The organism is uncultured Tateyamaria sp. (assembly GCF_947503415.1).
Lineage (GTDB): Bacteria > Pseudomonadota > Alphaproteobacteria > Rhodobacterales > Rhodobacteraceae > Tateyamaria.
Window position 1 is genome coordinate 1,395,023 of record NZ_CANNDS010000001.1, and the last position, 23,401, is coordinate 1,418,423.

The 23,401-nt window shown below is 58.4% G+C and carries 28 protein-coding genes; 21 read left to right on the forward strand and 7 right to left on the reverse strand.

Translation table 11 applies throughout. The features are described from left to right. Positions 1–88: 88 nt before the first annotated feature. Together Q1A32_RS06770 and Q1A32_RS06775 are read right to left on the reverse strand one after the other, a co-directional pair. The gene (locus tag Q1A32_RS06770) at positions 89–1,198 is read right to left on the reverse strand and encodes an extracellular solute-binding protein (protein WP_299607948.1); all 1,110 of its coding nucleotides are present in this window, start codon (positions 1,196–1,198) and stop codon (positions 89–91) included. Positions 1,199–1,279: 81 nt separating this feature from the next. After that, on the reverse strand, positions 1,280–2,380 hold the full coding sequence (locus Q1A32_RS06775; RefSeq protein WP_299651202.1) for an ABC transporter ATP-binding protein: 1,101 nt from the start codon (positions 2,378–2,380) through the stop codon (positions 1,280–1,282). A 189-nt stretch (positions 2,381–2,569) separates the two neighbouring features. Between Q1A32_RS06775 and Q1A32_RS06780 the strand changes: the two genes are divergently transcribed. Next, positions 2,570–3,721, forward strand: a complete 1,152-nt coding sequence (locus Q1A32_RS06780) for a M24 family metallopeptidase (protein WP_299651205.1) — start codon at positions 2,570–2,572, stop codon at positions 3,719–3,721. A 247-nt stretch (positions 3,722–3,968) separates the two neighbouring features. On the opposite strand, the gene Q1A32_RS06785 is transcribed toward Q1A32_RS06780, so the two are convergent. Further along, positions 3,969–5,366, reverse strand: coding sequence for an aspartate aminotransferase family protein (locus tag Q1A32_RS06785; RefSeq protein WP_299651208.1), 1,398 nt, complete (start codon positions 5,364–5,366; stop codon positions 3,969–3,971). Between the two features lie 151 nt (positions 5,367–5,517). On the opposite strand from Q1A32_RS06785, the gene Q1A32_RS06790 reads away from it, so the two are divergent. Genes Q1A32_RS06790 through Q1A32_RS06810 form a run of 5 tightly spaced genes read left to right on the forward strand, consistent with a single transcriptional unit; the run spans position 5,518 to position 10,787 of the window. Beyond that, positions 5,518–6,600 (forward strand): polyamine ABC transporter substrate-binding protein, encoded by a 1,083-nt coding sequence (locus Q1A32_RS06790; RefSeq protein ID WP_299651211.1) that lies wholly within the window; start codon positions 5,518–5,520, stop codon positions 6,598–6,600. A gap of 59 nt (positions 6,601–6,659) precedes the next feature. Continuing rightward, positions 6,660–7,784: an ABC transporter ATP-binding protein gene (locus Q1A32_RS06795; RefSeq protein ID WP_299651214.1), complete on the forward strand. Its 1,125-nt coding sequence runs from the start codon at positions 6,660–6,662 to the stop codon at positions 7,782–7,784. Next, on the forward strand, positions 7,781–8,656 hold the full coding sequence (locus Q1A32_RS06800; protein ID WP_299651217.1) for an ABC transporter permease subunit: 876 nt from the start codon (positions 7,781–7,783) through the stop codon (positions 8,654–8,656). Before Q1A32_RS06795 ends, Q1A32_RS06800 begins: the two co-directional genes overlap by 4 nt. Further along, positions 8,653–9,471: an ABC transporter permease subunit gene (locus Q1A32_RS06805; RefSeq protein ID WP_299607931.1), complete on the forward strand. Its 819-nt coding sequence runs from the start codon at positions 8,653–8,655 to the stop codon at positions 9,469–9,471. Before Q1A32_RS06800 ends, Q1A32_RS06805 begins: the two co-directional genes overlap by 4 nt. Beyond that, complete coding sequence (locus Q1A32_RS06810) at positions 9,468–10,787, forward strand: FAD-binding oxidoreductase (protein ID WP_299651220.1); 1,320 nt, start codon at positions 9,468–9,470, stop codon at positions 10,785–10,787. The genes Q1A32_RS06805 and Q1A32_RS06810 overlap by 4 nt, the downstream gene beginning before the upstream one ends. Here the strand turns inward: Q1A32_RS06810 and Q1A32_RS06815 are convergent. Then, entirely contained in the window at positions 10,784–11,449 is a 666-nt protein-coding gene (locus Q1A32_RS06815) for a flagellar hook capping FlgD N-terminal domain-containing protein (protein WP_299607925.1), read from the reverse strand. The genes Q1A32_RS06810 and Q1A32_RS06815 overlap by 4 nt on opposite strands. A 3-nt stretch (positions 11,450–11,452) precedes the next feature. Then, positions 11,453–12,295 (reverse strand): flagellar hook-length control protein FliK, encoded by an 843-nt coding sequence (locus Q1A32_RS06820; protein WP_299651223.1) that lies wholly within the window; start codon positions 12,293–12,295, stop codon positions 11,453–11,455. Positions 12,296–13,109: 814 nt separating this feature from the next. Between Q1A32_RS06820 and Q1A32_RS06825 the strand changes: the two genes are divergently transcribed. The 6 genes from Q1A32_RS06825 to Q1A32_RS06850 all read left to right on the forward strand — a co-directional run bounded on the left by Q1A32_RS06825 (position 13,110) and on the right by Q1A32_RS06850 (position 16,902). Then, a complete protein-coding gene (locus tag Q1A32_RS06825; RefSeq protein WP_299607918.1) occupies positions 13,110–13,385 on the forward strand; it encodes a rod-binding protein in 276 nt (91 codons plus the stop codon). Next, the gene (locus Q1A32_RS06830; protein WP_299651226.1) at positions 13,382–13,741 is read left to right on the forward strand and encodes a flagellar biosynthesis protein FlgN; all 360 of its coding nucleotides are present in this window, start codon (positions 13,382–13,384) and stop codon (positions 13,739–13,741) included. Before Q1A32_RS06825 ends, Q1A32_RS06830 begins: the two co-directional genes overlap by 4 nt. Before the next feature lie 237 nt (positions 13,742–13,978). After that, a complete protein-coding gene (locus tag Q1A32_RS06835) occupies positions 13,979–15,268 on the forward strand; it encodes a flagellin (RefSeq protein ID WP_366141223.1) in 1,290 nt (429 codons plus the stop codon). A 76-nt stretch (positions 15,269–15,344) separates the two neighbouring features. Further along, positions 15,345–15,713, forward strand: coding sequence for a flagellar biosynthesis regulator FlaF (gene flaF, locus Q1A32_RS06840; RefSeq protein WP_299652808.1), 369 nt, complete (start codon positions 15,345–15,347; stop codon positions 15,711–15,713). After that, the gene (gene flbT / locus Q1A32_RS06845; RefSeq protein ID WP_299651232.1) at positions 15,710–16,111 is read left to right on the forward strand and encodes a flagellar biosynthesis repressor FlbT; all 402 of its coding nucleotides are present in this window, start codon (positions 15,710–15,712) and stop codon (positions 16,109–16,111) included. Before flaF ends, flbT begins: the two co-directional genes overlap by 4 nt. 2 nt (positions 16,112–16,113) lie before the next feature. After that, on the forward strand, positions 16,114–16,902 hold the full coding sequence (locus Q1A32_RS06850; protein ID WP_299651235.1) for a DUF1217 domain-containing protein: 789 nt from the start codon (positions 16,114–16,116) through the stop codon (positions 16,900–16,902). 104 nt (positions 16,903–17,006) lie between these two features. On the opposite strand, the gene Q1A32_RS06855 is transcribed toward Q1A32_RS06850, so the two are convergent. Further along, the gene (locus Q1A32_RS06855; protein WP_299651238.1) at positions 17,007–18,350 is read right to left on the reverse strand and encodes a FliI/YscN family ATPase; all 1,344 of its coding nucleotides are present in this window, start codon (positions 18,348–18,350) and stop codon (positions 17,007–17,009) included. A 94-nt stretch (positions 18,351–18,444) separates the two neighbouring features. Here Q1A32_RS06855 and Q1A32_RS06860 point away from each other — a divergent pair, with 94 nt between their 5' ends. Genes Q1A32_RS06860 through Q1A32_RS06900 form a run of 9 tightly spaced genes read left to right on the forward strand, consistent with a single transcriptional unit; the run spans position 18,445 to position 22,992 of the window. Beyond that, a complete protein-coding gene (locus tag Q1A32_RS06860; RefSeq protein WP_299651241.1) occupies positions 18,445–18,837 on the forward strand; it encodes a FlgB family protein in 393 nt (130 codons plus the stop codon). A gap of 10 nt (positions 18,838–18,847) precedes the next feature. Further along, positions 18,848–19,240, forward strand: a complete 393-nt coding sequence (gene flgC / locus Q1A32_RS06865; RefSeq protein WP_299607897.1) for a flagellar basal body rod protein FlgC — start codon at positions 18,848–18,850, stop codon at positions 19,238–19,240. Positions 19,241–19,266: 26 nt separating this feature from the next. Continuing rightward, positions 19,267–19,551 (forward strand): flagellar hook-basal body complex protein FliE, encoded by a 285-nt coding sequence (gene fliE, locus Q1A32_RS06870; RefSeq protein ID WP_299651244.1) that lies wholly within the window; start codon positions 19,267–19,269, stop codon positions 19,549–19,551. 1 nt (position 19,552) lies between these two features. Continuing rightward, positions 19,553–19,822, forward strand: coding sequence for a flagellar biosynthetic protein FliQ (locus tag Q1A32_RS06875; protein ID WP_299607892.1), 270 nt, complete (start codon positions 19,553–19,555; stop codon positions 19,820–19,822). Between the two features lies 1 nt (position 19,823). After that, entirely contained in the window at positions 19,824–20,543 is a 720-nt protein-coding gene (locus Q1A32_RS06880; RefSeq protein ID WP_299651247.1) for a flagellar hook-basal body complex protein, read from the forward strand. Between the two features lie 10 nt (positions 20,544–20,553). Beyond that, positions 20,554–21,339, forward strand: coding sequence for a flagellar basal-body rod protein FlgG (flgG, locus tag Q1A32_RS06885; RefSeq protein WP_299607889.1), 786 nt, complete (start codon positions 20,554–20,556; stop codon positions 21,337–21,339). After that, entirely contained in the window at positions 21,339–21,752 is a 414-nt protein-coding gene (flgA, locus tag Q1A32_RS06890; RefSeq protein ID WP_299651250.1) for a flagellar basal body P-ring formation chaperone FlgA, read from the forward strand. Before flgG ends, flgA begins: the two co-directional genes overlap by 1 nt. Positions 21,753–21,787: 35 nt before the next feature. After that, the gene (gene flgH / locus Q1A32_RS06895) at positions 21,788–22,498 is read left to right on the forward strand and encodes a flagellar basal body L-ring protein FlgH (RefSeq protein WP_299652811.1); all 711 of its coding nucleotides are present in this window, start codon (positions 21,788–21,790) and stop codon (positions 22,496–22,498) included. A gap of 11 nt (positions 22,499–22,509) precedes the next feature. Further along, positions 22,510–22,992 carry a flagellar basal body-associated FliL family protein gene (locus Q1A32_RS06900; RefSeq protein ID WP_299651253.1) on the forward strand — a complete coding sequence of 161 codons (483 nt, stop codon included), beginning with the start codon at positions 22,510–22,512 and terminating at the stop codon, positions 22,990–22,992. Here the strand turns inward: Q1A32_RS06900 and Q1A32_RS06905 are convergent. Then, positions 22,986–23,399, reverse strand: a complete 414-nt coding sequence (locus tag Q1A32_RS06905) for a hypothetical protein (protein WP_299607882.1) — start codon at positions 23,397–23,399, stop codon at positions 22,986–22,988. The genes Q1A32_RS06900 and Q1A32_RS06905 overlap by 7 nt on opposite strands. Positions 23,400–23,401: the final 2 nt, after the last annotated feature.

The window sequence follows — 23,401 nt, forward strand, 5'->3', positions numbered from 1 at the left end:
GGTCGTTCCCTTCTGTGGGGCAAGGCGGGGGACACCCCCGCCTTACGATTGTTTTGCGGCAGGGCGGAGTGAACTCCGCCTTACCTGCTTACTGTGCCAACCACGCCTGGAATTTGGCGTCGATGTCGTCGCGGTAGTCGGCCCAGAACTCGTAATTATAAAGGAACGTGTTCTGCGCGTTGTCGGGATCGGTTGGCATATGTGGTGCCATGTCGATGCCCAGTTCCGCGTGTTGACCGACCAGCGGTGCGGACGATGCACGTGCCGGACCGTAGCTGATGTACTTGGCCTGATCCGCCAGACGCTGCGTGTCCGTGGCGAACTTGATGAAGTCGCGCGCACGCGCTTCACGCTCGGGGCTCAGACCCGTTGGGATGATCCAACCGTCAAGATCGAACACCTGCGCGTCCCACAGCATGCCGATGGGCTGGTCCTGCTCTTCGATCGCGGCAAACAGGCGACCGTTGTAGGTCGACCCCATCACAACTTCGCCGTCAGCCAGCAGTTGCGGTGTGTCAGCACCGGCAGACCACCAGATCACGTCGTCCTTGATGGTGGCCAGCTTGTCCAGCGCCTGCTGTTGACCTTCATCGGTGGCCAGCACGTCATAGACGTCATCCTTGGCCACACCGTCACACAGCAGAGCCCATTCCATGTTGTTGATCGGACGCTTTTCCAGCGAACGCTTGCCGGGGTATGCGTCTGTGTCGAACACGGCGCACACGGATGTTGGGGCTGTGTCGCCAACCAGATCCGTGCGGTAACCGAACGTGGTCGAGTACACGATCTGCGGAATGAAGCAGTCGCTGACCAGCAGGTCACCAAAGTCGTCAGAGGCGGATGTACCATCGGGCGCTGCGGCCAGATCTTCGTCTGCGTCGATTTCCAGCGCCAAACCTTCGTCGCACAGGCGGATCGCGTCTGCGGCCACAACGTCAACGACGTCCCATGTGACGCTGCCCGCTTCGTTCATCGCGCGCAGTTTCGCCACGGCCTCGGCCGAGCTTTCGTCCCATACGGCTGTCACGCCGGGATTGTCGGCAAGGTAGGGTTCGACATACGCCTTTTGCTGGCTGTTCTGGTATGCGCCGCCCCAGCTGACAAGGGTCATGTCGGATGCCATGTGGCCATCTGCGAATGCCGTACCCGACGCAAGCGTCAGGGCAGTGGTGGCAAGTAGGGTCTTGGTGAGTTTCATGAACTTACTCCCATTAGTAACGCCCGTTTGATATGTGCGAAGGCCGGACCACGGGCGTCGCCCAGGCCTTCTTCTCTTTGCTCAGGCGTCCAGCGCCCGGCAATCCTGTGGCAACCACCCGATCTCGATCTGGGTGCCCGGTGTCAGGCGGACCTGATCCGGGGCGTTGCGTGTCTTGATGACAAAATCGTCGTTTCCGGCAACCCGCAGGCGGGTGCGGAAGATGTCGCCCATATAGATGAACTCCAGCACTTCGGCCCTGAGCGTGTGCACGTCGGGTTGCAGCCGTTCCTTGTTCATCTCGACCCGTTCCGGGCGGATGGAGACACGGGTGCGTTGCCCAACTTCGGACACGTTGACGGGCTTGGCGTCGATGATCTCACCGCCGTCCAGCGTGACCTCGCAACGGTCGCCATTGATCTTGCTGACAGTGCCCATGAGGGTGTTGTTTTCACCGATGAACTGCGCAACGAAGCTGTTTTGCGGCTCTTCATACAGCTCATCGGGGGGTGCCAATTGCTGGATCCGCCCATCATCGAAGACAGCGACGCGGTCCGACATGGTCAGGGCTTCGGTCTGGTCGTGGGTCACATAAACGGTCGTGATCCCCAGATCGTGGGCAAGGTTGGTGATCTCGAATTGCAGCGTTTCGCGCAGTTGTTTGTCCAGTGCGCCCAGCGGTTCGTCCATCAGAACCAGCTCAGGCTCAAAGACCAGCGCACGGGACAGCGCGATCCGCTGCTGTTGACCACCGGACAATTGCGCGGGGCGGCGCCCGGCAAAATCCTGCATCTGTACCATGCCAAGGGCACGCATGACTTTCTCTTCACGCTCGGACTTGCCGATCTTGCGAACCTCCAGAGGGAAGCTGAGGTTTTCGGCGACCGTCATGTGCGGGAACAGGGCATAATTCTGGAACACCATGCCGATGCCGCGTTTGTGCGGCGGGATGTTGTTTATGGGTCGGCCGTCCAGCTTGATCTCGCCATGCGTGGCCGTCTCAAAACCTGCCAGCATCATCAGGCAGGTTGTCTTGCCGGACCCTGATGGCCCGAGCATCGTGAGAAACTCGCCCTTCGGCATAGAGAGGTTGAGGTCTTTGACGACGAGGATCTCGCCATCATAACTTTTCTGCACGCGTTCGAATTCGACGAACGCCTGGTCGGTCGCAGTGTCGGCCAAATCTGGCTCCCCGTTATCTTGGCGGTCTGACGCCGCCGCTTGGCGCAAACTAAACCGAGGTGGCCCAGGCAATGCAACCAACTATGACGTAAAACCGGGTTTGATAGCGCAATCCGGTCGGAATCACTGCACTGTTGTGCGTTTTCGGGCAATGTTCCCGCAGTGTTGAAACGATGGGACGTGGGAATCATGGGGCACGCCTTTGAAATTGCTGAGTATCGCGGGCGACTGGCGCAGGTGCGGGAGGCCATGGCGCAGGCTGATCTGGACTGCCTTCTGATCACCGACCCGTCGAACATGGGGTGGCTGACAGGCTATGACGGCTGGTCCTTCTATGTGCATCAGGGGGTGATCGTGACCCATGATGCGGACCCGCTGTGGTGGGGCCGTCTGCAGGATGTGGCCGGTGCGCGGCGCACGACATGGATGGGGGATGGCGGCGCTGTAGGCTACGGCGAACACTACATCCAGACCCCTGCGCGTCACCCGATGGAGGACCTCGCCACCCGCCTGACGGGCCGCGTCGGGGTCGAAATGGACAACTACTACTACTCGGCCAAGGCGCATGCGGTGCTGGGGGATGTCGGGCTGGCATTGGTCGACGCGACCTCGCTTGTGAACTGGTGCCGCGCGGTGAAGTCAGAGACCGAGATCGGGTTTATGCGCAAGGCCGCCCGCATATCCGAAGCGGTGATTGACGGCATGGCCGACCGTATCGCGCCGGGTGTGCCCAAGAATGAAGTGGTGGCAGATGCCTACCGCGATGCCATCCGTGGGGTCGGCGGAGACTGGGGTGACTACCCGGCCATCGTGCCTTTGGTGCCATCCGGGGCTGATGCGGCGGCCCCACATCTGACATGGAACGGCGACGGCTTCCGGACGGGTGAGGCGACGACCTTGGAGATCGCGGGCTGCTGCCGCCGCTACCACACGCCGCTGTGCCGGTCCGTCTTCCTCGGTGATCCGCCGGACGAGATGAAACGCGCCGAAGCGGCTGTGATCGAGGGGCTTGAGGCCGGGATCGAAGCAGCCCGCGCGGGCAATCAGGCGCGGGATGTCGCGGCGTCATTGAACCGCGCATTGAAAAAGGTCGGAATCGAACGGACCGCCCGGTGCGGCTATCCCATTGGCCTGAGTTACCCGCCCGATTGGGGCGAGCGCACGATATCTTTCCGCGCCGAGGATGATACGGTGCTTGAGCCCAACATGACCTTCCACTTCATGCCGGGTCTTTGGATGGAGGGGTGGGGTTTGGCGATCACCGAGAGCATCCGCATCACCGAAAGCGGGCCTGCCGAATGCCTTTGTGATAGGCCGCGCGGCATGATTGTAAAGCGGTGAGGGGGGCTGTCTGCCCCCCGGCTTCGCCTCCCCCCGAGGATATTTGTGGCCGAAAGAAAATGGGGGATGCCGTTTAAGGCACCCCCCATGGAAAGAAGCTGTGACTTCTCCCGGCACGGTCATCGGCGTCCCCGCCTGTACCGTGCTTCATCAAGACCTCATTAAGGTTAATCGACCGTTACTTCTCTTGGCTAAAAATATCCCGGGGAGTGCGAGGGGCAGAGCCCCTCGTGGCGCGACGCATCTGTCAGGCGGCCGGTTTGAGCATGTCGCCGTCTTTCAGCTGGGCATAGCATTCGTCGAGCGCCGTTCGCGCGCGGCGGCCCATCTCTGCAATCTCGTCCGGCGTGATGACCAGCGGCGGTGAGATCACCATGCGGTCATAGACGTGGCGCATGATCAGGTTGTTCGCAAAGCAGCGTTCGCGGCACATGAACCCGGCGGTGCCAGCGTCCATCGCGAACTTGGCGCGGCTGTCCTTGTGCGGGGTCAGGGCAAGCGAGCCCATCATGCCGGTGATCGTCGTCTCACCCACAAGTGGATGATCGGCCAGCCCGTGCCACATCTCGTGCAGGGCGGGCATGGCGACGTCGCGCACGTGATCCAGTACATTTTCTTCCTCGAGAATACGCAGGTTTTCAAGCGCCACGGCAGCGGCGACGGGGTGGCCGGAATAGGTATAGCCATGGTTGAACTCGCCCGACCCGATGACCTCTGCCACTTCATCGCACACGACTGACCCGCCGATGGGTTGGTAACCTGAGGACAGGCCTTTGGCGATGGTCATGATGTGTGGCTTGATCCCGAGGGTCTGCGAGCCGAACCAGTTGCCGGTGCGCCCGAAACCGCAGATCACTTCATCCGCGATCAAAAGGACTTCGTATTTGTCACAGATGCGCTGGATTTCAGGCCAGTAGGTCGCGGGCGGGATGATCACGCCGCCTGCGCCCTGAATGGGTTCTGCGATGAAGGCGGCCACGTTGTCTTCGCCATGTTCGAGAATTGCAACCTCAAGTTGTTTCGCGCGCGAAACACCAAACTCTTCCGGCGTCATGTCGCCGCCTTCGGCCCACCAGTTGGGTTGGTCGATATGGACAATGCCGGGGATGGGCAGACCACCCTGTGCGTGCATTGCCGTCATGCCGCCCAAGCTGCCGGACCCCACGGACGAGCCGTGATAGGCGTTCTTGCGGCTGATCAAGATCTGCTTTTCCGGTTTGCCCTTGATCGCCCAGTAGGTGCGGACCATGCGCAGGTTGGTGTCGTTTGCCTCTGATCCAGAGCCAGCAAAGAAGACATGATTCAGGTCGCCGGGTGCCAGTTCCGCGATTTTTTGGGCCAGCGCGATGGCGGGCACGTGGGTCGTCTGGAAAAACGTGTTGTAATAGGGCAGTTCGCGCATCTGGCGGGCGGCCACATCGGCCAATTCACCACGGCCATAGCCGATGTTCACGCACCACAAGCCCGCCATGCCATCCAGAATTTCGTTGCCTTCGCTGTCATGCAGGTACACGCCATTGGCCCGCGTGATGACCCGCGCGCCCTTTTCGGCCAACTCGCCCCCTGCGGTGAACGGGTGCATGTGGTGGGCGGCATCCAGCGCTTGCAGTTCGGCTGTGGGCAGGTGGTTGGTGATGGCGGGCATGGAGACCTCGGGCGGTTGAACAACGTGCTGACAATATGGGCAAAGGCGCAGCCGTCAATCCAGCATCTGCAATCCTGCTGGACGCATGGTGCAAAACTTGTTTTCATGCGCGCTGACCCGGGATTACCGGGCGTGATACGGGGAGTACACCATGAAGACTACACTGCTGACCACCGTCGCAGCCTTTGCCCTGACGGGTGCTGCGCTGGCAGACGAAGTGCGCGTATACAACTGGTCCGACTATATCGACGAAGATTTGCTGACCAAGTTCGAGGAAGAAACCGGGCTTGAGCTGGTCTATGACGTGTTTGACAGCAACGAAGTGCTGGAAACCAAGATGCTGGCGGGATCGTCCGGCTATGACGTGGTTGTCCCCACAGGCACGTTCTTGCAGCGCCAGATTTCTGCCGGTGTCTTTCAGCCGCTCGACAAATCCAAGCTGTCGAACATTGAGAACATGTGGGACGTGATCGAGGCGCGGACCGAGTCCTATGACCCCGACAACGCCTATTCGATCAACTACATGTGGGGCACCACGGGTTTGGGCGTGAACGTCGGCAAAGTGACCGAGATTCTGGGCGATGACGCCCCCATCGGATCGCTGTCGCTGATCTTTGATCCGGCCAACATGGAAAAGCTCGCTGAATGTGGCGTCCACTTCCTTGATGCGCCGACCGAGATGATACCGGCGGCCCTGACCTATGCCGGTCTGCCGTCTGATTCCAAGGACAAGGATGATCTGGCCAAGGCCGAAGAGGTCCTGATGGCGGTCCGCCCGCACATTCAGAAGTTCCATTCGTCGGAATACATCAACGCGCTTGCCAATGGTGACATCTGCGTGGCCTTTGGGTGGTCCGGTGACATCCTTCAATCGCGCGACCGTGCTGCAGAAGCCGACAACGGAGTCGAGATTGCGTATACCGCGCCAAGCGAAGGGGCGTTGATGTGGTTTGACCAGATGGCGATCCCTGCGGATGCGCCTAACCCCGAAGGCGCGCATGCGTTCCTGAACTTCATCATGGATGCGCAGAACATGGCGCAGGCGTCGAACTACGTTTACTACGCCAACGGCAATGCGGCATCGAAGGAGTTTCTGATCGAGGATGTGATCGACGACACAGCGATCTATCCGGACGAAGCGGCCCTTGAAAATCTGTACACTGTGACCCCATGGGCCGCACGCGATCAGCGCAATCTGACGCGGACCTGGACCAAGATCAAGTCGGGCACCTGACGCCCGACCTTGGGCGCGGGGACCCCCTCGCGCCCATTTCATTTTGAACGGATTCCCCTTTGGCAGAGACTGTTTTCGCCCCCTGGGACGACCCGAATGAGAAGCCGCTGATCCGGTTTCGCAACGTCACGAAACGCTTTGGCGATTTCACAGCCATCGACGACCTGACCCTGGACATCTTCGAGCGCGAGTTCTTTGCCCTGCTGGGTCCGTCCGGCTGTGGCAAGACCACGATGATGCGGATGCTGGCCGGGTTCGAGAACCCGACGGGCGGTGCCATTGAATTGTCGGGGCAAGACATCGCCGGTGTGCCGCCCAACAAGCGGGCCGTGAACATGATGTTCCAGTCCTATGCCCTGTTTCCCCATCTGAGCGTTTGGGACAATATCGCCTTTGGCTTGCGGCGTGAAAGCAAGAACAAGGCTGCGATTGCCGCGCGGGTCGAAGAGATGCTGAAGCTCACCCGGCTTGAGAAATTTGCACGTCGCAAACCCCACCAGATTTCCGGGGGCCAACGTCAACGTGTGGCGCTGGCGCGGTCCTTGGCCAAGGCGCCGAAGTTGCTGCTGCTGGATGAGCCGCTTGGGGCATTGGACGCCAAGCTGCGCGAGGCGACGCAGTTCGAATTGATGGACATTCAGGAAAAGACGGGCACCACCTTTGTCATCGTGACCCACGATCAGGAAGAGGCGATGACCGTCGCGTCCCGTGTCGCGGTCATGGACGAGGGGCAGATCATTCAGGTGGCCACGCCCGAGCGTATCTATGAAGCGCCGGACAGCGTGTATGTGGCTGATTTCATTGGCGACGTGAACATCCTGCACGGGTCCGCGAAAGCCGTTGGACCGGACACGTATGAAGTGGCGTGGGCGGCGGGTCAGAACCCGGTGCATGCCGCCAGCACGCGCCCGTTTTCGGACGGACAGGCCTGCCATTTGGCCATCCGACCTGAAAAAGTGTCTATTCACAAGGACCGCCCCGCAGCGGACAACGCTGTGCAGGGCAAGGTGCTGGACATTGCGTATCTGGGCAACCTGTCCACCTACCACGTGGAATTGCCAACCGGGGACATCATCAAAGCGCAAGTCGCCAACACGCGCCGTATCTCGCGCCGGGACTTCACGTGGGAAGACCCGGTGTGGGTCAGTTGGACCAAGACGGCCGGAGTGTTGTTGGCGAAATGAGGCGCGCGGTTCTCATAGCGGTGCCATATGCGTGGCTTTTGGCGCTGTTCCTGATCCCGTTTGCTGTCGTGTTCAAGATTTCGCTCAGCGACATAGCGTTGGCCATTCCGCCCTATACGCCGACGGCCAAGGACGGCATCTGGAATATGCTGTCGCAACTGGATTTCGAGAACTTCATCTTCCTCACCGAGGATGACCTGTACTGGAAAGCCTATCTGAGTTCGTTGCAGATCGCCCTGATCTCGACCGTGCTGACGCTGCTGGTTGGTTATCCGATGGCCTATGCCATGGCCCGTGCGCCGGAACAGTGGCGGCCCACCTTGTTGATGCTGGTGATCCTGCCGTTCTGGACGTCGTTTCTGATCCGGGTTTACGCGTGGGTTGGTATTCTGTCAGGCGAGGGGTTCCTGAACCAGTTTCTGATGTGGACCGGGATCATCAGCACGCCGTTGACCATTTTGAACACCAATACGGCGGTCTATATCGGCATCGTCTACACCTATCTGCCCTTCATGATCCTGCCCATCTATTCGGCGCTTGACCGGTCGGACGGGTCGCTCATCGAAGCGGCCGAGGATTTGGGCTGTTCGCGCCTCAAGGCGTTTTGGATGATCACCATTCCACTGTCCCGCAATGGGATCATCGCGGGATGTTTTCTGGTGTTTATCCCGGCGCTGGGCGAGTTCGTGATCCCGTCCTTGCTGGGCGGCTCAGGCACATTGATGATTGGCAAAGTCCTGTTCGAAGAGTTCTTTTCGAACCGTGACTGGCCTGTCGCGTCGGCTGTGGCGGTTATCCTGCTGTTGATCCTGATCATCCCCATCGTGCTGTTCCAGCGCAACGAGCAAAAGCAGGTGGAGGCTGAGGGATGAACCGTCTGTCCTCTTTCAATGTCGTGTCGCTGACGCTTGGGTTTGTGTTTCTCTACGTGCCGATGCTGATCCTTGTGATTTACAGCTTCAACGCGTCAAAGCTCGTCACCGTCTGGGCCGGGTTTTCGACCAAATGGTACGGCGAGTTGATGTCGAACGAGGCATTTCTGGATGCCGCGTGGGTCACGCTGCGGGTCGCCGTGATCTCATCCACGATCGCCACCGTGCTGGGAACGATGGCGGCTTACGTCCTGGTTCGGGCGGGTCGATTTTATGGACGCACCCTGTTTTCGGGCATGATCTATGCGCCGCTGGTGATGCCGGAGGTGATCACGGGCCTGTCCCTGTTGCTGTTGTTCATCGGGCTGGGGCTGGACCGCGGTGTTTTGACCATTGTCCTTGCCCATACCACGTTTTCGATGTGCTTTGTGTCGGTCGTCGTGTCATCGCGGTTGGTGAGTTTTGACAGATCTCTTGAGGAAGCCGCCCTTGATCTGGGCGCGTCGCCGCTTGACGCGTTTCGGTTGGTCACGTTGCCGATCATCGCGCCCGCGGTCATTTCCGGGTGGCTGCTCGCCTTCACGCTCAGTCTGGACGATCTGGTGATTGCCTCCTTCACCTCGGGTCCGTCTGCGACCACCTTGCCGATGAAGATCTGGTCGTCTGTTCGCCTGGGCGTCAGTCCCGAGATCAACGCCCTGAGCACGATCCTGATCGGTCTGGTCACACTTGGCGTGATTGCAGCATCGCTTGCCTCGAAACAGGTGGCGGTGCGTGCCAAACGGGACGAGCAGGCTGCCGCGCGCGCGGCATGACGCGCATCTTTCCGTCCTTTGCATATGGCAACGCACCCCGCGACGGATGTTGGTGGGATGAGACGGCAACCCTGTCGAGCCACCCGGCGCTGACAGGCGATGTCTCCTGTGATGTTGCCATCGTGGGCGCAGGGTTCACCGGCCTGTCTGCAGCACTTCATCTGGCGCGGCGCGGTGCGCAGGTTGTCGTGCTGGAAGCCAATTCGGTTGGCTGGGGGGCGTCGGGACGAAATGGCGGCTTTTGTTGTCTTGGTGGCAGCATGCGGTCGGATGCGGCGTTCGACAGAAAATACGGTGTGACCGCCCGGCGCGCTTGGCGGATAGCGGAACGGTCCGCAGTAGAGCGGGTCGATGGGTTGATCCGCGAACTCTCCATGGATGTTGATCGACATTCGGCAGGGGAAACCTGTCTTGCGCACCGTCGCCGCGACTTTGCAGGGTTCGGGGCCGAAGCCCGCGCGGCGTCTGAGAATTACGGCGTGGATGTCGACGTGCTGGCGCGGGCGGAATTGGAGGGGGCCGGGCTTGGCGGGTCGTTTCATGGGGCGCTGACCATACCCATCGGATTTGGATTGAACCCGCGCAAACTTTTGACCGGTCTGGTGACGGCGTGCACGGCGTTGGGTGTAAAAATTCATGACGACAGCCCCGTTTCAGACGTCGGCGCGGGCCGAGTGCGCACGGCGCGGGGGGCAGTGTCGGCAGACCACGTGATCATTGCGACGAACGGCTATTCCAGCGAGGATATCCCGGCGTGGATGGCGGGACGATACATGCCGGCGCAATCCACCGTGATCGTCACACGGCCCTTGACCGATGCCGAACTGCAAGCGCAGGGCTGGACAAGCGATCAGATGGCCTATGACACGCGGCATCTGTTGCACTATTTCCGATTGATGCCGGACCGGCGGTTTCTGTTTGGAATGCGGGGTGGGTTGCGCGCGAGCCAATCCGCCGAACACGCGGCGCGGACCGCTGTTGCTCGTGACTTCAAGGCGATGTTTCCCGCGTGGTCTGATGTTGACGTAACACATGAATGGTCCGGCATGGTGTGCTTGTCGCGCAATCGCGTGCCATTTGTCGGACCCGTTCCGAACATGCCGGGCGTTTTGGCAGGGTTTGCATACCACGGCAACGGTGTCGCAATGGGGGTGCATGCGGGCGCTTTGCTTGCGGCTTTGGCATCAGGCGAGCGACCCGAACATTATCCCAGCGTCATGGCAGATCCTGCCGCGCGGTTCCCGTTTGGACGACAGCGCAGGCTGGTCATGCCGGGCATATACGCGGCGTTCAAAGCTGCGGATGCGGTGCCCTAAGGCGCTTCCCGCAATCCGGTGACGCTTTGGGCGTGCACCAGATACCCGCTTTCCAAAACAAGAAGGGTGGACCCGCTCTCTATTCGTGCCTCGGTCACGCGATTGTAGGCGAGGGCCGGTTCTTTGACCAAGGTATCCCCGTTCGAGCTGCTCTCGATCTCGAAGCTGTATTCGCCGTAAGGCAGCGCTGATCCGCTGGCGTCCAGACCATCCCATGTATAGGGCTCGGCGCTGGTCGGCAGACTGCGCCGCGCGACCTCGGTGCCCTGCGCATTTGTCACGACCAAGTTCACCTCATCCGCTGCCACCGGTGGATTGGGCGCGATGGTAATCGGTGCTCCGGCAAATTGCACAGGGCCTTGCACCAAGGCTTCCATACCGATCCAATTGGCTGCACTTGCCATGTCGTTGGCACCCAATGCCGACAGCATCTCCTGCATCAAATCGTTCGTCATGACCTGCTGTTCCACCATGGAGAATTGCGCCAATTGAGCCGCATATTCGGACGAATCGATGGGTTCCAGCGGGTCCTGATACTCGGCCTGCGCGGTCAACATCTGCAAGAACACTTCGAAGTCCGAACTGAGAACGCTGGAGGTTGCGGCGTTGCCAATGCCGTTGCTTGCGGGCTGCGCGGCGGCAGATGTTTGTGTGATGTCCATGTCTTAAAACCTCATATCAATTCCGGTGGTGGCGAGGGGCAGAGCGCTCACCATATGGCCGGGAGCCTTGTTTTGTAGGGGGGTATCTTCGCGTTCACCGGTGCCCAGAACTGTGGTGTCACCTTCGTCCAATTCCCTTTGATCGGTTCGATCCTGGCCTTGTTCAAAGGTGAAGGACACGTCCTCGAACCCCAGATCGCTCAGTGACTTGCCGAGATCGTCAATGTAGCGGCGCATCAGGTCGAGGGTATCCCCCCGCTCTGCGGTGACTGTGACGATCATCCCGGTTTCGTTGGTCGCCATGACCATGCGGACACGGCCCAATTCGATTGGGTTCAACGCAATTTCGATGGGCTTGTCGGGTACCCGTTTGAAAGCGTCCGCGATTGCGGGTGGGATGTTTGCAGGCAGTTCAGGCTTCTGAACAGATGTAGGGTTGGCCATGGTTTGGTGTGCTGACGTTGGGCGCATGTCCCACACCAGCTCATCCGAGACGATCGTTGGATCGGTTGCCCCAGACCTTTGCGCCAAAGGCATTTGCGAAAAGGAGGTGGTTTGGTTGACGGGGACGGTACGAGGTCCGGTCTGCACATCCGCAGCCCTACCTTTGGTCAAAACCGCATCGGCCGTTTGGGTCCGATCAACAGGCGACTTCACGGTTGAAACAGTGGCTTCGGTCTGACCGAAGGTCATTTTCCTGTCGGACGCGCTCTGGTCTGTTTTGATCTGTGCAACCATATCTGACGCCGCGTTGCGTGCCGCGGGCGTGGACCCGGTTGCTGAAAGTGCCACCGCGTTCTCTGTCGTGGTCGGCTTGATCGCTGCGGCCTGTTCGCCGGGCGTCATCGTTGGAGCGCTGGTCTTACTTTTTGCCACCTGCCCCGTTGCCGGCAGCACCACCGTCGATCCCGGGATTCCATGCACCGACTGAGCAGTGCCCGAGAGAGATTTCTGAGCCGAAGCTTCGACAATCCCTGGCTGGCCAGTGCCCCCTTTTTGAACCGACAAGGTCGCCGGGCCCGATGGCGGCAAAGTGTGTGAATTGCCTGCGTTCCTTGCCGAACCGGCCTGCGGTTTTGACGCATCCCTCGACTGCGACATCCCTTGCACCATCGCGGTAATCGGCGACTCCCTGTTCGCTTGGCGGGCTGGCGCGATCACCGCGTCATCGGCATCGGGCGGCGATGTCTGAGACGTGTGTTCCAAGTCTGTGCTCTGGTTGGAAGTATCCGTCGGGTCAGATTTGGAGTTTGTCCCGTCAGGCCGTGCAGTTTGGGATGACGCATCTTTGGCTTGTGAGGGCGTTGTTGGATTGTCCGGAACTCTTGCCTCGCCATCTTGCAACGGCTCGGCCAAAGCGTCATCGGTGCCCGCGTCGATACCGTCGTCTTGCTGTCGCATGGGAGAGGACTTGGCCGCACCAGCACTTGCCCCAGCATTTATCACGTCCTCGAACCCGGAGCTGGTGGGCGGATCATGCCGCCGCGATGAACCAGCCAAGCCATTGGTATGGCTGCTTTGGCTGAAAAGCTGATTGAGCTGCACGTGTTTCTCCGGGATTCTTCCGCGTTCGAGGCAGAATGGACCAAGCTTAGTTACCGGTTCTTTACCGCTGATGCGCAAAGTTCCGGATAATTCCATTCAATTCTAAGGACCGCCCATGATCGTCAGTTCAAATTTACCCAACTCAATTGCGCCGGCCGCTTCAAACGATGCGGCTTTGCGCTCGGCCGCGCAAAAACTCGAAGCGGCATTTTTGGCGGAAATGCTTAAATCTGCGGGACTTGGCGAAAGCCGTGATGCCTTTGGCGGTGGCGCCGGAGAGGATCAGTTTTCGTCGTTCCTTGTGCAGGCGCAGGCCGAAAAAATGGTGGAGGCCGGAGGCATTGGATTGGCCGAAGCCCTGTTCGAATCACTTAAGGAACGCAGCGCATGAACGGCGACGACATTCGGAATACATTCGACGAATTGGACGACCTGCTTGATGCAGAGCGTGCCGCATTGCTGGCCGGAAACCTCGAAGAAGTGAGCAGGCTGTTCGACCGCAAGTCGCGGCTGGTCGAGGCGGTCAGCGCTTTTGATGAGATCGAAGAGCATAAAGCCAGCGCGTTGCGAAACAAACTGGAACGCAATCAGGATCTGCTGGGCTCCGCCGCGGAAGGTGTTCGTTCGGTCGCCCGGCGTTTGGCTGCAATCCGACGGGTGCGCGAGTCGCTTGAAACATATGACGCGCGGGGTCAGCGCAGCACAGTCGACCTGAAGCAGTCCGGATCACTCGAGAAAAGAGCATGAGCAGGATTGAATCAAATCCGAAGCTTTCAGTTTCCGGAGCTTAGGGAAGCATTAGGGATACCAGACACATATTGGCCGCGCATCCTAAGACGGGTGGCGCATGACCCCAAGACGGGGTGTGCATTTGTCAGAACGGCAGTTTGGCCGTCCCACTGGGGGGCGGGACGTTAACCAGGGCGCAAAGCGCCGTGACAAAAGGAAATGCACATGTCGAGCATTCTTACGAATAACAGCGCAATGGTTGCGCTGCAGACTCTGAAGTCCATCAACAAAGACCTTGCGATGACTCAGAGCGAAATTTCTACCGGTAAGTCCGTGGCAAGCGCCAAGGACAATTCGGCGGTCTGGGCCATCTCCAAAGTGATGGAATCGGACGTTGCGGGCTTCAAGGCAGTATCGGAAAGCCTGTCGTTGGGTGAAAGCACGGTTGCAGTCGCTGCAAACGCGTCGGAAACAATCACCGATCTGCTGAATGACATGAAGGGTCGTATCGTTGCGGCGCAGGAAGAAAACGTTGACCGCGATTCGATCCAGCAGGATATCACTGCACTTACGGAACAGATCGGTTCGGTCGTTGCTGCCGCTCAATTCAATGGTCTGAACCTGATTGATGGGACCAGCACGGACGACGTGCAGATCCTGTCGTCCTTGAACCGGGACAACACTGGTGCCGTGACTGCAGGTCAAATTGATGTCGCGCGTCAAAACCTGTCAACCACGACTCCGGTTGATGCGCAGGCGTTTGGTGCTGGCGCGTCTACACAGCCGTTGGCCAACGATGCTGTCCAGGTTGGTGCTGCCAACACAGGCTTCGCAGCCGCAGCAACTGATCCGGTCTCGTCGGTGACGGTCACTGGTGGCACCAGTACAACTGTGGCCTTTGGTGCTGTGTCCGCTGGCAATAGCTACCAGCTGACCTTGGATGGTCTGTCGATCAACACCGCAGACGGCAGCTCGGCAACTGGCCGTCGTGACTTCCAGTTTGTCGCGAGTGCTGAAGATGGCCAAGCTGACGTCATTAATGGTCTGGCCAACCAGTTGAGCGCATTCTTTGGTGCGGCGACTGATGGGGCAGATGGTTATTCCGTGACTGTTGATATTGACGCAGGCACTCTGACATTTTCGACCGGTGCAACGGCTGATGATGTCGATGTCGGCGCTGTGTTTCAGAACGGTGGCACACCTGGATCGACCGCTTCGACCGGCGGACTTGGTGCGTTGTCTACGCTTGACGTCACATCCGATTCCGGTGCGACAGCTGCATTGACTGCAATCGATGGTCTCATCGAACAGTCAATCAGTGCCGCTGCGGCGTTTGGTACGGTTCAGACTCGGATCGAAACGCAATCGGACTTTGTCAGCAACCTGACCGACTCTTTCAAATCCGGTATCGGCTCTCTTGTGGATGCTGACATGGAAGAAGTGTCGGCCCGTTTGCAGGCATTGCAAACTCAGCAGCAATTGGGTGTTCAGTCGCTGTCGATTGCCAACCAGGCACCACAGTCGATCCTGTCGCTGTTCCGTTAAAACACATGAAGGAGGCGGGGCAACGCCGCGCCTCCTTCTACTTTCCCATTATTGAGCAGGTGAAACCTTGAACGCGATGTCACAAGCCTTGAAAGGCTACGCAGAACACGCGCCGTCGACAAAAAGCGACCGACGGTCTGAATACGAGGTGATCGCGAAGGTTACCCAGCAATTGCGAGACCGCGCGGTTGACGCGAAAAAGAACTTCCCGGCCTATGCTGACGCGCTTCATGCGAACCAGCGGCTCTGGACCGCCTTGGTCGTCGATGTTGTGGATCCGCAAAACCCGCTGCCGAAAGAGCTGAAGTCCAGGATCGTCTATCTTTCTGATTTTACACGACATCACACCCGCCGCATCCTGCGGGAAAAAGCATCGGTTCTGCCGCTCCTCGAAATCAACATGGCTGTTTTGCGCGGCTTGAAACAGGAAGGTAGAACAGTATGAGCGGCCTTATTCTCAAGTTGAGCCCGAAGGAACGTGTGCTGATCAACGGAGCCGTGATCGAAAACGGTGATCGCCGAAGCCGATTGGCAATAGTCACGCCCGATGCGAACATCTTGCGATTGCGCGACGCCATTCATCCTGAGGATGCCAAAACACCCGTGCGTCGTGTCTGTTACGCCGTTCAGCTTGTTCTGTCTGGTGACTCGGACAAGGTCGAAGCTCGGCAGCAACTATTGCGCAGCATCGAAGAGTTGAGCCAGGTCTTTGTGGATGCAGACAGCCGCAAACATCTCGATATCGCATCGCACGCGCTTGTGCACGATGATCACTACAAATGCCTGAAGGCACTGCGCGCGCTTCTGCCGCGTGAAGAACGGCTATTGGCGGCGAGCCACTAGCCATGTACCAGCCTATATTGATCTCTTCCGGATTGGTCGGGTGGCAGTTTCTGCAGCGCACCTATGATCAGCAGCTGTCTGCGTTCAGCGAGTCAACGCAACTGAAGCGAGACACTGACCATTTCGCAGAGAAAATCGCATCCGTGGAGACGGCTGAGGATTTGGTGTCTGATCGTCAATTGCTGACCGTGGCCCTTGGTGCCTTCGGTCTGTCAGACGACATAAACAACACGTTCTTTGTACAAAAGATGTTGAGCGATGGCACCACTGCAGATGATGCTTTGGCAAACCGCTTTACCGACAGTCGTTACAGAGAGTTTTCGGAAGCGTTTGGCCTTGGACCGGGCGAATTGAGAGGCGCACTAGAGCCGGGTTTTGCGGAAGGTATCATCGCAAAGTTTCAGGCGAACAGCTTTGAAATCGAGACCGGCAATCAGGACGAGACGATGCGGATCGCGCTGTATGCAGAGCGAACGCTGCCTGACGTGGTTCAATCCGAAGGGTCGGATGCGTCAAAGTGGTTCAGCATTATGGGGCAACCACCGCTCAGGTCATTGTTCGAAACTGCGCTTGGTCTGCCCGAAGCTTTTGGACAAGTAGACATCGACCAACAGCTGAAAGTATTTCAGGAACGGTCCGAGCGGATATTGGGCGTCTCCGATCCGTCGGATTTCGCTCAAGAAGATACACTTGACCGCTTGGTCACAACGTATCTGGCGCGATCACAACTCGATAGTATCGGGACAGGTGCATCCGGTGCTGCGATTGCACTGACGCTTTTGAGTGTCTAAGTCATCAACCGACAACGCAATTTCCAAGACCTCGTAGCCAGCCCGATCGCGGGCCTCGTCGCACATGATTTGGCGCTTTCAAAAGCAACACCTGCGCGGTCAGCCTAACGCTTCCCCATTCCATTGGCATTCGGGCTACCAGCACGACGCAGCGCGAGCCCCAATTGGTCAAAACTGTGCGCGCACCCTTGCACATGGACATGCGCCATTGCCTTGTCCAGATGAGGCCAAGCCTGAATGGCAGCGTCGATTTCGGCATCAGATCCTTGGGTGTATAGACCAGCGCTAATCATCATTTGGTTTTGCGTGTAAACACTGAGGTGCTTGCGGACTTGTGCAATTGTTCCGTTTTCGGTGTCGGATGCGGCCGCTGGCAAGCTGCGCGAAACCGAACGCAGCACATCGACTGCTGGGAAGCGGCCGCGCTCCGCGATGTTGCGATCCAGAACGACGTGCCCGTCCAGAACACCGCGCAAAATGTCGGCAATTGGCTCGTCCATGTCCGACCCCGCCACCAACACGCTGAAAACGGCGCTGATCTCGCCTTGATTGGGGCCGCCGGGGCCCGCGCGCTCGCAAAGTGACATGATCAAATGTGAAGTAGACGCTGGAAAACCCCGTAATACCGGAGCCTCGCCAGCCGCGACAGCCACTTCGCGGTGTGCTTCCGCAAACCGCGTAACGGAATCAGCCAACAGCAAAACGGACTTGCCTTCGTCACGAAAATGCTCGGCCACTGCCATTGCGGTCCACGCGCACCGCCGTCGCAGCAACGGAGACTGATCAGATGTGGCGGCAATCACAATAGATCGCGCCAACCCTTCCGGGCCAAGCACATCATCAACAAACTGACGAACTTCCCGACCACGTTCGCCGATCATTGCAATGACGACGATGTCTGCGGACATCCGTTTGGCAAGTTGTCCCATCAAGCTGGATTTGCCGACACCCGAGCCTGCAAAAAGACCGATGCGCTGCCCCTGAACTATCGGCAACATCGTATCAAAAACCACATGTCCCGTGTCCATGCGCGCGCCCAAGGGACGCCGTGTTGCCGCCGCTGGCGGTGCGCACTTCAGCGGTCTTTTCTCGAGGCCGCGGCTTAACTTTTGTCCGTCGAGAGGCTGTCCATCCGGATCAATGATTCGGCCAAGCCAACTGTCATTCGGTGCAATCGTATTTTGACCATCAAGGATGACGCGATCACCCAACGCGACCCCTTCAACTGGACCGTCAGGCATGATCGTTGCGTCTGCCTGAGAGAGTTGAACAACTTCGGCGCTTAGCGTGTCACCGGACTGCCGCGAGACCAGAACGCGGTCTCCGATCTTGGCCACATCGTTCATGCCAGAGACAGTCAGAACGTTGCCGTGTGCGGCACTGATCCGCCCGATTGGGCGCATCACCTGCACCTCGGAAAGCTGCGTTTTCAGCATTTGTAGTCGCATGGCGTGCCTCATCGGATCCTCCTGATGTCTGCAAACAGTTTCTTAGGGAATCAGGGTTAAGCGTTGATTGAGATCACACGAGGGAGAAGCCCCGATGTTTCAGAAACTGGCTGTTTTCGACACAGCACAAGCAATGGCCATGCATGCAGGTCAAAGGCAGGCCGTCATCGCGCAGAATGTCGCGAACGCCGACACGCCTGGCTATGTCTCACGTGACTTGCCCAGCTTCACAGAGGTGTACGCGCCCGGTGAAGGCAATGCATTCATGCAGCGTGCGACCCGGTCAACACATATGCACGGAGACAGATCCGGCGGTGTTGACGGCATCATGATCGAAGACAAGACTTTTGCCTCGCCGGACGGAAATTCGGTCTCACTGGAGACCGAGATGCTGCGCGCGACGGAAGCCAAACGCCAGCACGACAGATCATTGGCGATTTACAAATCTGCGATGAACGTCCTCCGCTCAAGCCTTGGTCGACAGTGAGGAACTGGACATGAGCGAATTTTCAAAATCCCTTTCCGTTTCCGCAAGTGGCCTGCAGGCGCAAGCGTCTCGTCTGCGCCACCTTTCCGAGAATATTTCGAATGCCGATACGCCGGGTTACCGCCGGAAAACAATTCCGTTCCGTACGGAATTTGATGCCGGTGGCGGTGTTGCCAGTGTCGAAGTTGGCCGCATGTCGCTGGACGACCGGCCGCTTGCCCGGATTTATGATCCGGGTCACCCAATGGCTGACGGTTCAGGTCACTATGACGGGTCCAACGTCGATCTGTTGATTGAATTGGCTGACGCCCGAGAGGCGCAGCGGAGCTACGAAGCAAATCTGAAGATGTTCGAGCAGGCGCGGCAAATGTCGTCCAGCCTGATGCAACTCTTGCGCCGCTGACGCGGGCAATTTGAAGGAGATCCAGAATGGAAACCGCAACTTTATCCGCCGTACAGAACTATGCAGCTCTACGTCCGGCAACACAGCCGGGCCAAGGTGCGGGCGGCAGCGTCTTTGGCAAGGTCGCAATGGATTTTGCAACGACGGTTGCACAGGGCGAACAGGTCGCCAAAGAGGCGATGATCGGGCAGGCCGACCCACACGCCTTGGTGCAAGCCTTGGCGCAAACCGAACTGGCGGTGGAGACCGCAGTGACGGTGCGCAACAAGGTGGTCGAAGCGTATCAGGAAATTCTGCGGATGCCGGTCTGATATGCTGAACGAAGTCATCTTCTTTGACACCCTGCGTCAGGGCCTATGGATCGCCGTATTGGTGTCGATGCCAATCCTGACGGTTGCCTTGGTGGCAGGCGTGTCGATCGGATTGGTGCAGGCCCTCACGTCAATCCAAGAGATGACCCTCACGTTCGTGCCAAAGCTCGCGGCCATTGTCGTCGTGTTCTGGTTGTCGATGGGCTTCATGACACAAACATTGGTATCCTTTTTCCAGAGCAGGATCATCCCGCTGATAATTGGAGGTTGAGATGGACAGCACAGGCTACATCACATTGACCCGACAGTCCGGTCTCATGCGTGAAATGCAGATCGTTGCGAACAACATCGCAAACAGTGCGACAAGCGGGTACCGACAAGAAGGTCTCGTGTTTTCTGAATACGTGCAGGGAATTCAGGGCGGTGCATCCTTGTCGATGGGGCATGGCAACGTGCGCCAAACGTCCTTTGTGCAAGGCACGCTCACGCAGACCGGCGGAACCTACGATTTCGCAATTGAAGGTGAGGGATTTTTTCTGATCCAGACGCCTGATGGTGAGCGTTTGACCCGCGCCGGCAGCTTTTCCCCAAATGGGCAGGGCGACCTTGTGACACCCGATGGGTATGCCGTTCTGGACGCCGGTGGTGCTCCGGTCTTCATTCCGCCCGGCGTTCGATCACTGTCGGTGTCGCCAGATGGAACGATCAGTGCGAACGGCGCTTTTGTCGGGCAGATCGGTCTTGTTCAGCCGAATGACAGCGCCAGCCTGATCCGCGAAGGCGGCGTGATGTTTCGTGCAGATGATGGGTTCGAACCATCGGACACAGCGAGGATGCTGCAGGGATTTGTCGAGGCATCCAATGTGGACTCCATCGGCCAACTGGCTCGCATGATCGAGATTCAGCGGGCCTATGAGATGGGTCAGAACTTTCTTGATTCCGAAGATGAACGTGTCCGTCGTGCGATGGATGCCATGATGAAATCAAACTGAGGAGACGTAGATGCGCGCCCTAAAGATCGCCGCGACAGGCATGCTCGCCCAACAGATGCGAGTGGAGACGATCTCCAACAACCTCGCGAACATGAGCACGACCGGGTATAATGCACGGCGCGCGGAGTTCGCCGATTTGCACTATCAGCAAATGACACGACCTGGCGCGATCAATGCATCAGACGGAAGCGTATTGCCGACTGGCGTTCAGTTGGGCCTGGGCGTTCGTCCGGCCGCCGTGTCGGTTCAATTGGCTCAAGGGTCACTGGCAGCAACAGGTGGTGATCTTGATCTGGCCATCGACGGAAATGGCTATTTCGAAATAACGCTGCCGTCCGGGCAGACCGCGTATACGCGCGATGGTGCGCTGAAGCGAACCGGCGAGGGTGTCATTGTGACGTCTGACGGGTACCCAGTCGCGCCGGAAATCGTGGTGCCTGAAGACGCGCGCAGCGTCTCGATCAATGGCGACGGTGAGGTTTATGCGTATTTTGCGGACACTGCCGCCGGCCAGCTGATTGGTCAGTTCAACCTCACGGGCTTTACCAATTCAAAGGGGCTCGAAGCATTGGGCAGCAACCTGTTTGCCGAAACGGATGCGTCTGGTCCGCCAATTGCGACCACACCCGGTCTTGATGGTCTGGGCACCCTGCGACAGGGGTACCTTGAGGAAAGCTCGGTCGATGCCGTTCGCGAGATAACCGAGTTGATTGCGGCCCAACGCGGATACGAAATGAACTCCAAGGTCATTTCTGCGGCGGACCAGATGATGGGCGCGATGACGCAGGTGCGGTGATGCGTTGGATTTTCATACTCATGCTGATGGCGACTGGGGCGTATGCGGACACGGTTATGCCGACCCGCACATTGCGGCCCGGGACGCTCATTACGGCATCAGACCTGACCGTGCGGGACGGAGTTCACCCCGGCATGTTCGACCGTGTGTCAGACGTCGTTGGCCAAGAGGCGCGCATGGCGCTTTATGCCGGGCGTCCCATCCCGTTCGACGCAATCGGCGCGCCTGCAATTGTGAATAGAAATCAAATCGTTCCCCTGTTTTTTGATGCGGGGGGGCTTTCAATCACGACCGACGGGCGTGCGCTGGAAAGAGGAGGGGTGGGAGACCGAGTGCGCGTCATGAACCTCAGTTCGCGCGCTACGCTTTTCGGTTTTGTGCAGGAAGATGGTTCAATCAAGGTGACACGATGAATGTGAAGACGTTTCGACCAACTCGAACAGTTGTGATGCTTGCCTTGTGTGGCCTTGCCGTGGCGTGTGGCAGAGCCGACCATATCGGCAAGGCACCCAGTTTTTCCAATCCGATGGAAACGCGTGAGCACTCGGCAATGGTATCCGCAAGTCTGCCGCTTGTCGTTGAAGAGGTTGGGCCAACGGATCGTGCATCTTTGTGGAGTGGGCAAAGATCGTCGCTTTTGGGCGATCGAAGAGCCATGCAACGCGGTGATATCATGACCGTCGTGATCGAGATTGATGAAAAAGCCGAAATCTCGAACGAAACGGACCGGTCGCGCAGTGGAACGGAAAGGCTGCAAGTGCCGCAACTCGGTGGATTGCCGCAACGGCTGGACGAAAAGCTACCGGAAGGCGCGTCGACGTCCGATCTGGTCTCAATCACCTCCAGTTCTGGGTCAAGCGGTGACGGGTCCGTCAAACGCGAGGAAAAATTGACCCTACGCGTGGCTGCAACGGTGGTTGATGTTCTGCCAAACGGCATATTGTCGATTTCGGGGTCACAAGAACTGCGTGTCAATTTCGAGCTGCGCGAGCTTTTGGTGTCTGGCTTTGTGCGTCCGGCGGATATCTCCCGCCAGAACGAAATCACCTATGACAAAATTGCGCAGGCTCGGGTCTCGTACGGTGGACGCGGTCAGATCACGGATGTGCAGCAGCCACGGATCGGTCAGCAAGTTCTTGACGTGATCTTACCCTTTTAGGAGCGCACGTTATGAAAAAGCTCTTGCCTCTGATTTTGCTTTTGGTCGGCGCCGGTGCAGGCGTCGGCGCGGGTATCTTCATGCGCCCCGTACCAGACCCTGAAGAAACCGCGATATCCGAAGAGATGACGGAGGCGCCGGAAATTGGCGGAACGGCCGAGGACACCTCGGACCGTGAATACGTCAAGATGAACAATCAGTTTGTCGTGCCCATTGTGAATGGCGATGCGGTACAGGCGTTGGTCGTTCTGTCCTTAAGCCTTGAGGTGCCCGCGGGTCAGAAAGACTCCATTTATTCTCGTGAGCCGAAGCTTCGAGATTCATTTCTGCAAGTTCTGTTTGATCACGCGAACGTGGGCGGTTTCGACGGAGCGTTCACCAACGCCAACAATCTGGCGGTTCTGCGTGGTGCGTTGCGCGAAGTGGCCCAAAAGGACATGGGCGATCAAATCACCGATGTGTTGATTATCGAGATTGCGCGCCAGGATTATTGATCGCTTGGACGCGCGACCGACGTTTCTATTGCTTTGGCAAGGGCGCGATCCGCTTTCTCTTTTTTAGATGACGCTTGTTGTTTGTCGAAAAGCGCGTCGGTCACGATCTTCTTCCCATTCGCAACCCTGTGCCGAGCAACAAGCGCTTCTTTCTGAGCCAGGACCTGAGCCAGTTCGATATTCAGCTTGCGCCGACTGTCAGCCAGCCACCTGAGCCAGATGATGTCACCACCGATCGAACGCAGCTCGGCATCAGAAGCCGGTTGGCTGTTGGTTTCGTGGGCAAGACCCTGCAACCGCAGCAACTCGTTTCGTAGGGTGGCTTCTCTCGACTGTAGCTTGGTCAGAGCCTGTTCGCTCTGGCGAAACTTCAGATCAGATATTTGCTGTAGCTGAAACAGGTTCACGC

What these genes read in the sequence shown, in the direction of transcription:
- flgG (WP_299607889.1), top strand. Translation starts at nt 20,554, where the DNA reads ATGCGCGCCCTAAAGATCGCCGCGACAGGCATGCTCGCCCAACAGATG.
- flaF (WP_299652808.1), top strand. Translation starts at nt 15,345, where the DNA reads ATGTCACAAGCCTTGAAAGGCTACGCAGAACACGCGCCGTCGACAAAA.
- flbT (WP_299651232.1), top strand. Translation starts at nt 15,710, where the DNA reads ATGAGCGGCCTTATTCTCAAGTTGAGCCCGAAGGAACGTGTGCTGATC.
- Q1A32_RS06850 (WP_299651235.1), top strand. Translation starts at nt 16,114, where the DNA reads ATGTACCAGCCTATATTGATCTCTTCCGGATTGGTCGGGTGGCAGTTT.
- flgC (WP_299607897.1), top strand. Translation starts at nt 18,848, where the DNA reads ATGAGCGAATTTTCAAAATCCCTTTCCGTTTCCGCAAGTGGCCTGCAG.
- flgH (WP_299652811.1), top strand. Translation starts at nt 21,788, where the DNA reads ATGCTTGCCTTGTGTGGCCTTGCCGTGGCGTGTGGCAGAGCCGACCAT.
- Q1A32_RS06825 (WP_299607918.1), top strand. Translation starts at nt 13,110, where the DNA reads ATGATCGTCAGTTCAAATTTACCCAACTCAATTGCGCCGGCCGCTTCA.
- Q1A32_RS06780 (WP_299651205.1), top strand. Translation starts at nt 2,570, where the DNA reads ATGGGGCACGCCTTTGAAATTGCTGAGTATCGCGGGCGACTGGCGCAG.
- Q1A32_RS06835 (WP_366141223.1), top strand. Translation starts at nt 13,979, where the DNA reads ATGGTTGCGCTGCAGACTCTGAAGTCCATCAACAAAGACCTTGCGATG.
- Q1A32_RS06790 (WP_299651211.1), top strand. Translation starts at nt 5,518, where the DNA reads ATGAAGACTACACTGCTGACCACCGTCGCAGCCTTTGCCCTGACGGGT.
- Q1A32_RS06805 (WP_299607931.1), top strand. Translation starts at nt 8,653, where the DNA reads ATGAACCGTCTGTCCTCTTTCAATGTCGTGTCGCTGACGCTTGGGTTT.
- Q1A32_RS06800 (WP_299651217.1), top strand. Translation starts at nt 7,781, where the DNA reads ATGAGGCGCGCGGTTCTCATAGCGGTGCCATATGCGTGGCTTTTGGCG.
- Q1A32_RS06815 (WP_299607925.1), bottom strand. Translation starts at nt 11,449, where the DNA reads ATGGACATCACACAAACATCTGCCGCCGCGCAGCCCGCAAGCAACGGC.
- Q1A32_RS06875 (WP_299607892.1), top strand. Translation starts at nt 19,553, where the DNA reads ATGCTGAACGAAGTCATCTTCTTTGACACCCTGCGTCAGGGCCTATGG.
- Q1A32_RS06880 (WP_299651247.1), top strand. Translation starts at nt 19,824, where the DNA reads ATGGACAGCACAGGCTACATCACATTGACCCGACAGTCCGGTCTCATG.
- Q1A32_RS06785 (WP_299651208.1), bottom strand. Translation starts at nt 5,366, where the DNA reads ATGCCCGCCATCACCAACCACCTGCCCACAGCCGAACTGCAAGCGCTG.
- Q1A32_RS06820 (WP_299651223.1), bottom strand. Translation starts at nt 12,295, where the DNA reads ATGACGCCCGGCGAACAGGCCGCAGCGATCAAGCCGACCACGACAGAG.
- Q1A32_RS06770 (WP_299607948.1), bottom strand. Translation starts at nt 1,198, where the DNA reads ATGAAACTCACCAAGACCCTACTTGCCACCACTGCCCTGACGCTTGCG.
- Q1A32_RS06810 (WP_299651220.1), top strand. Translation starts at nt 9,468, where the DNA reads ATGACGCGCATCTTTCCGTCCTTTGCATATGGCAACGCACCCCGCGAC.
- flgA (WP_299651250.1), top strand. Translation starts at nt 21,339, where the DNA reads ATGCGTTGGATTTTCATACTCATGCTGATGGCGACTGGGGCGTATGCG.
- Q1A32_RS06855 (WP_299651238.1), bottom strand. Translation starts at nt 18,350, where the DNA reads ATGCGACTACAAATGCTGAAAACGCAGCTTTCCGAGGTGCAGGTGATG.
- Q1A32_RS06860 (WP_299651241.1), top strand. Translation starts at nt 18,445, where the DNA reads ATGTTTCAGAAACTGGCTGTTTTCGACACAGCACAAGCAATGGCCATG.
- Q1A32_RS06900 (WP_299651253.1), top strand. Translation starts at nt 22,510, where the DNA reads ATGAAAAAGCTCTTGCCTCTGATTTTGCTTTTGGTCGGCGCCGGTGCA.
- Q1A32_RS06830 (WP_299651226.1), top strand. Translation starts at nt 13,382, where the DNA reads ATGAACGGCGACGACATTCGGAATACATTCGACGAATTGGACGACCTG.
- fliE (WP_299651244.1), top strand. Translation starts at nt 19,267, where the DNA reads ATGGAAACCGCAACTTTATCCGCCGTACAGAACTATGCAGCTCTACGT.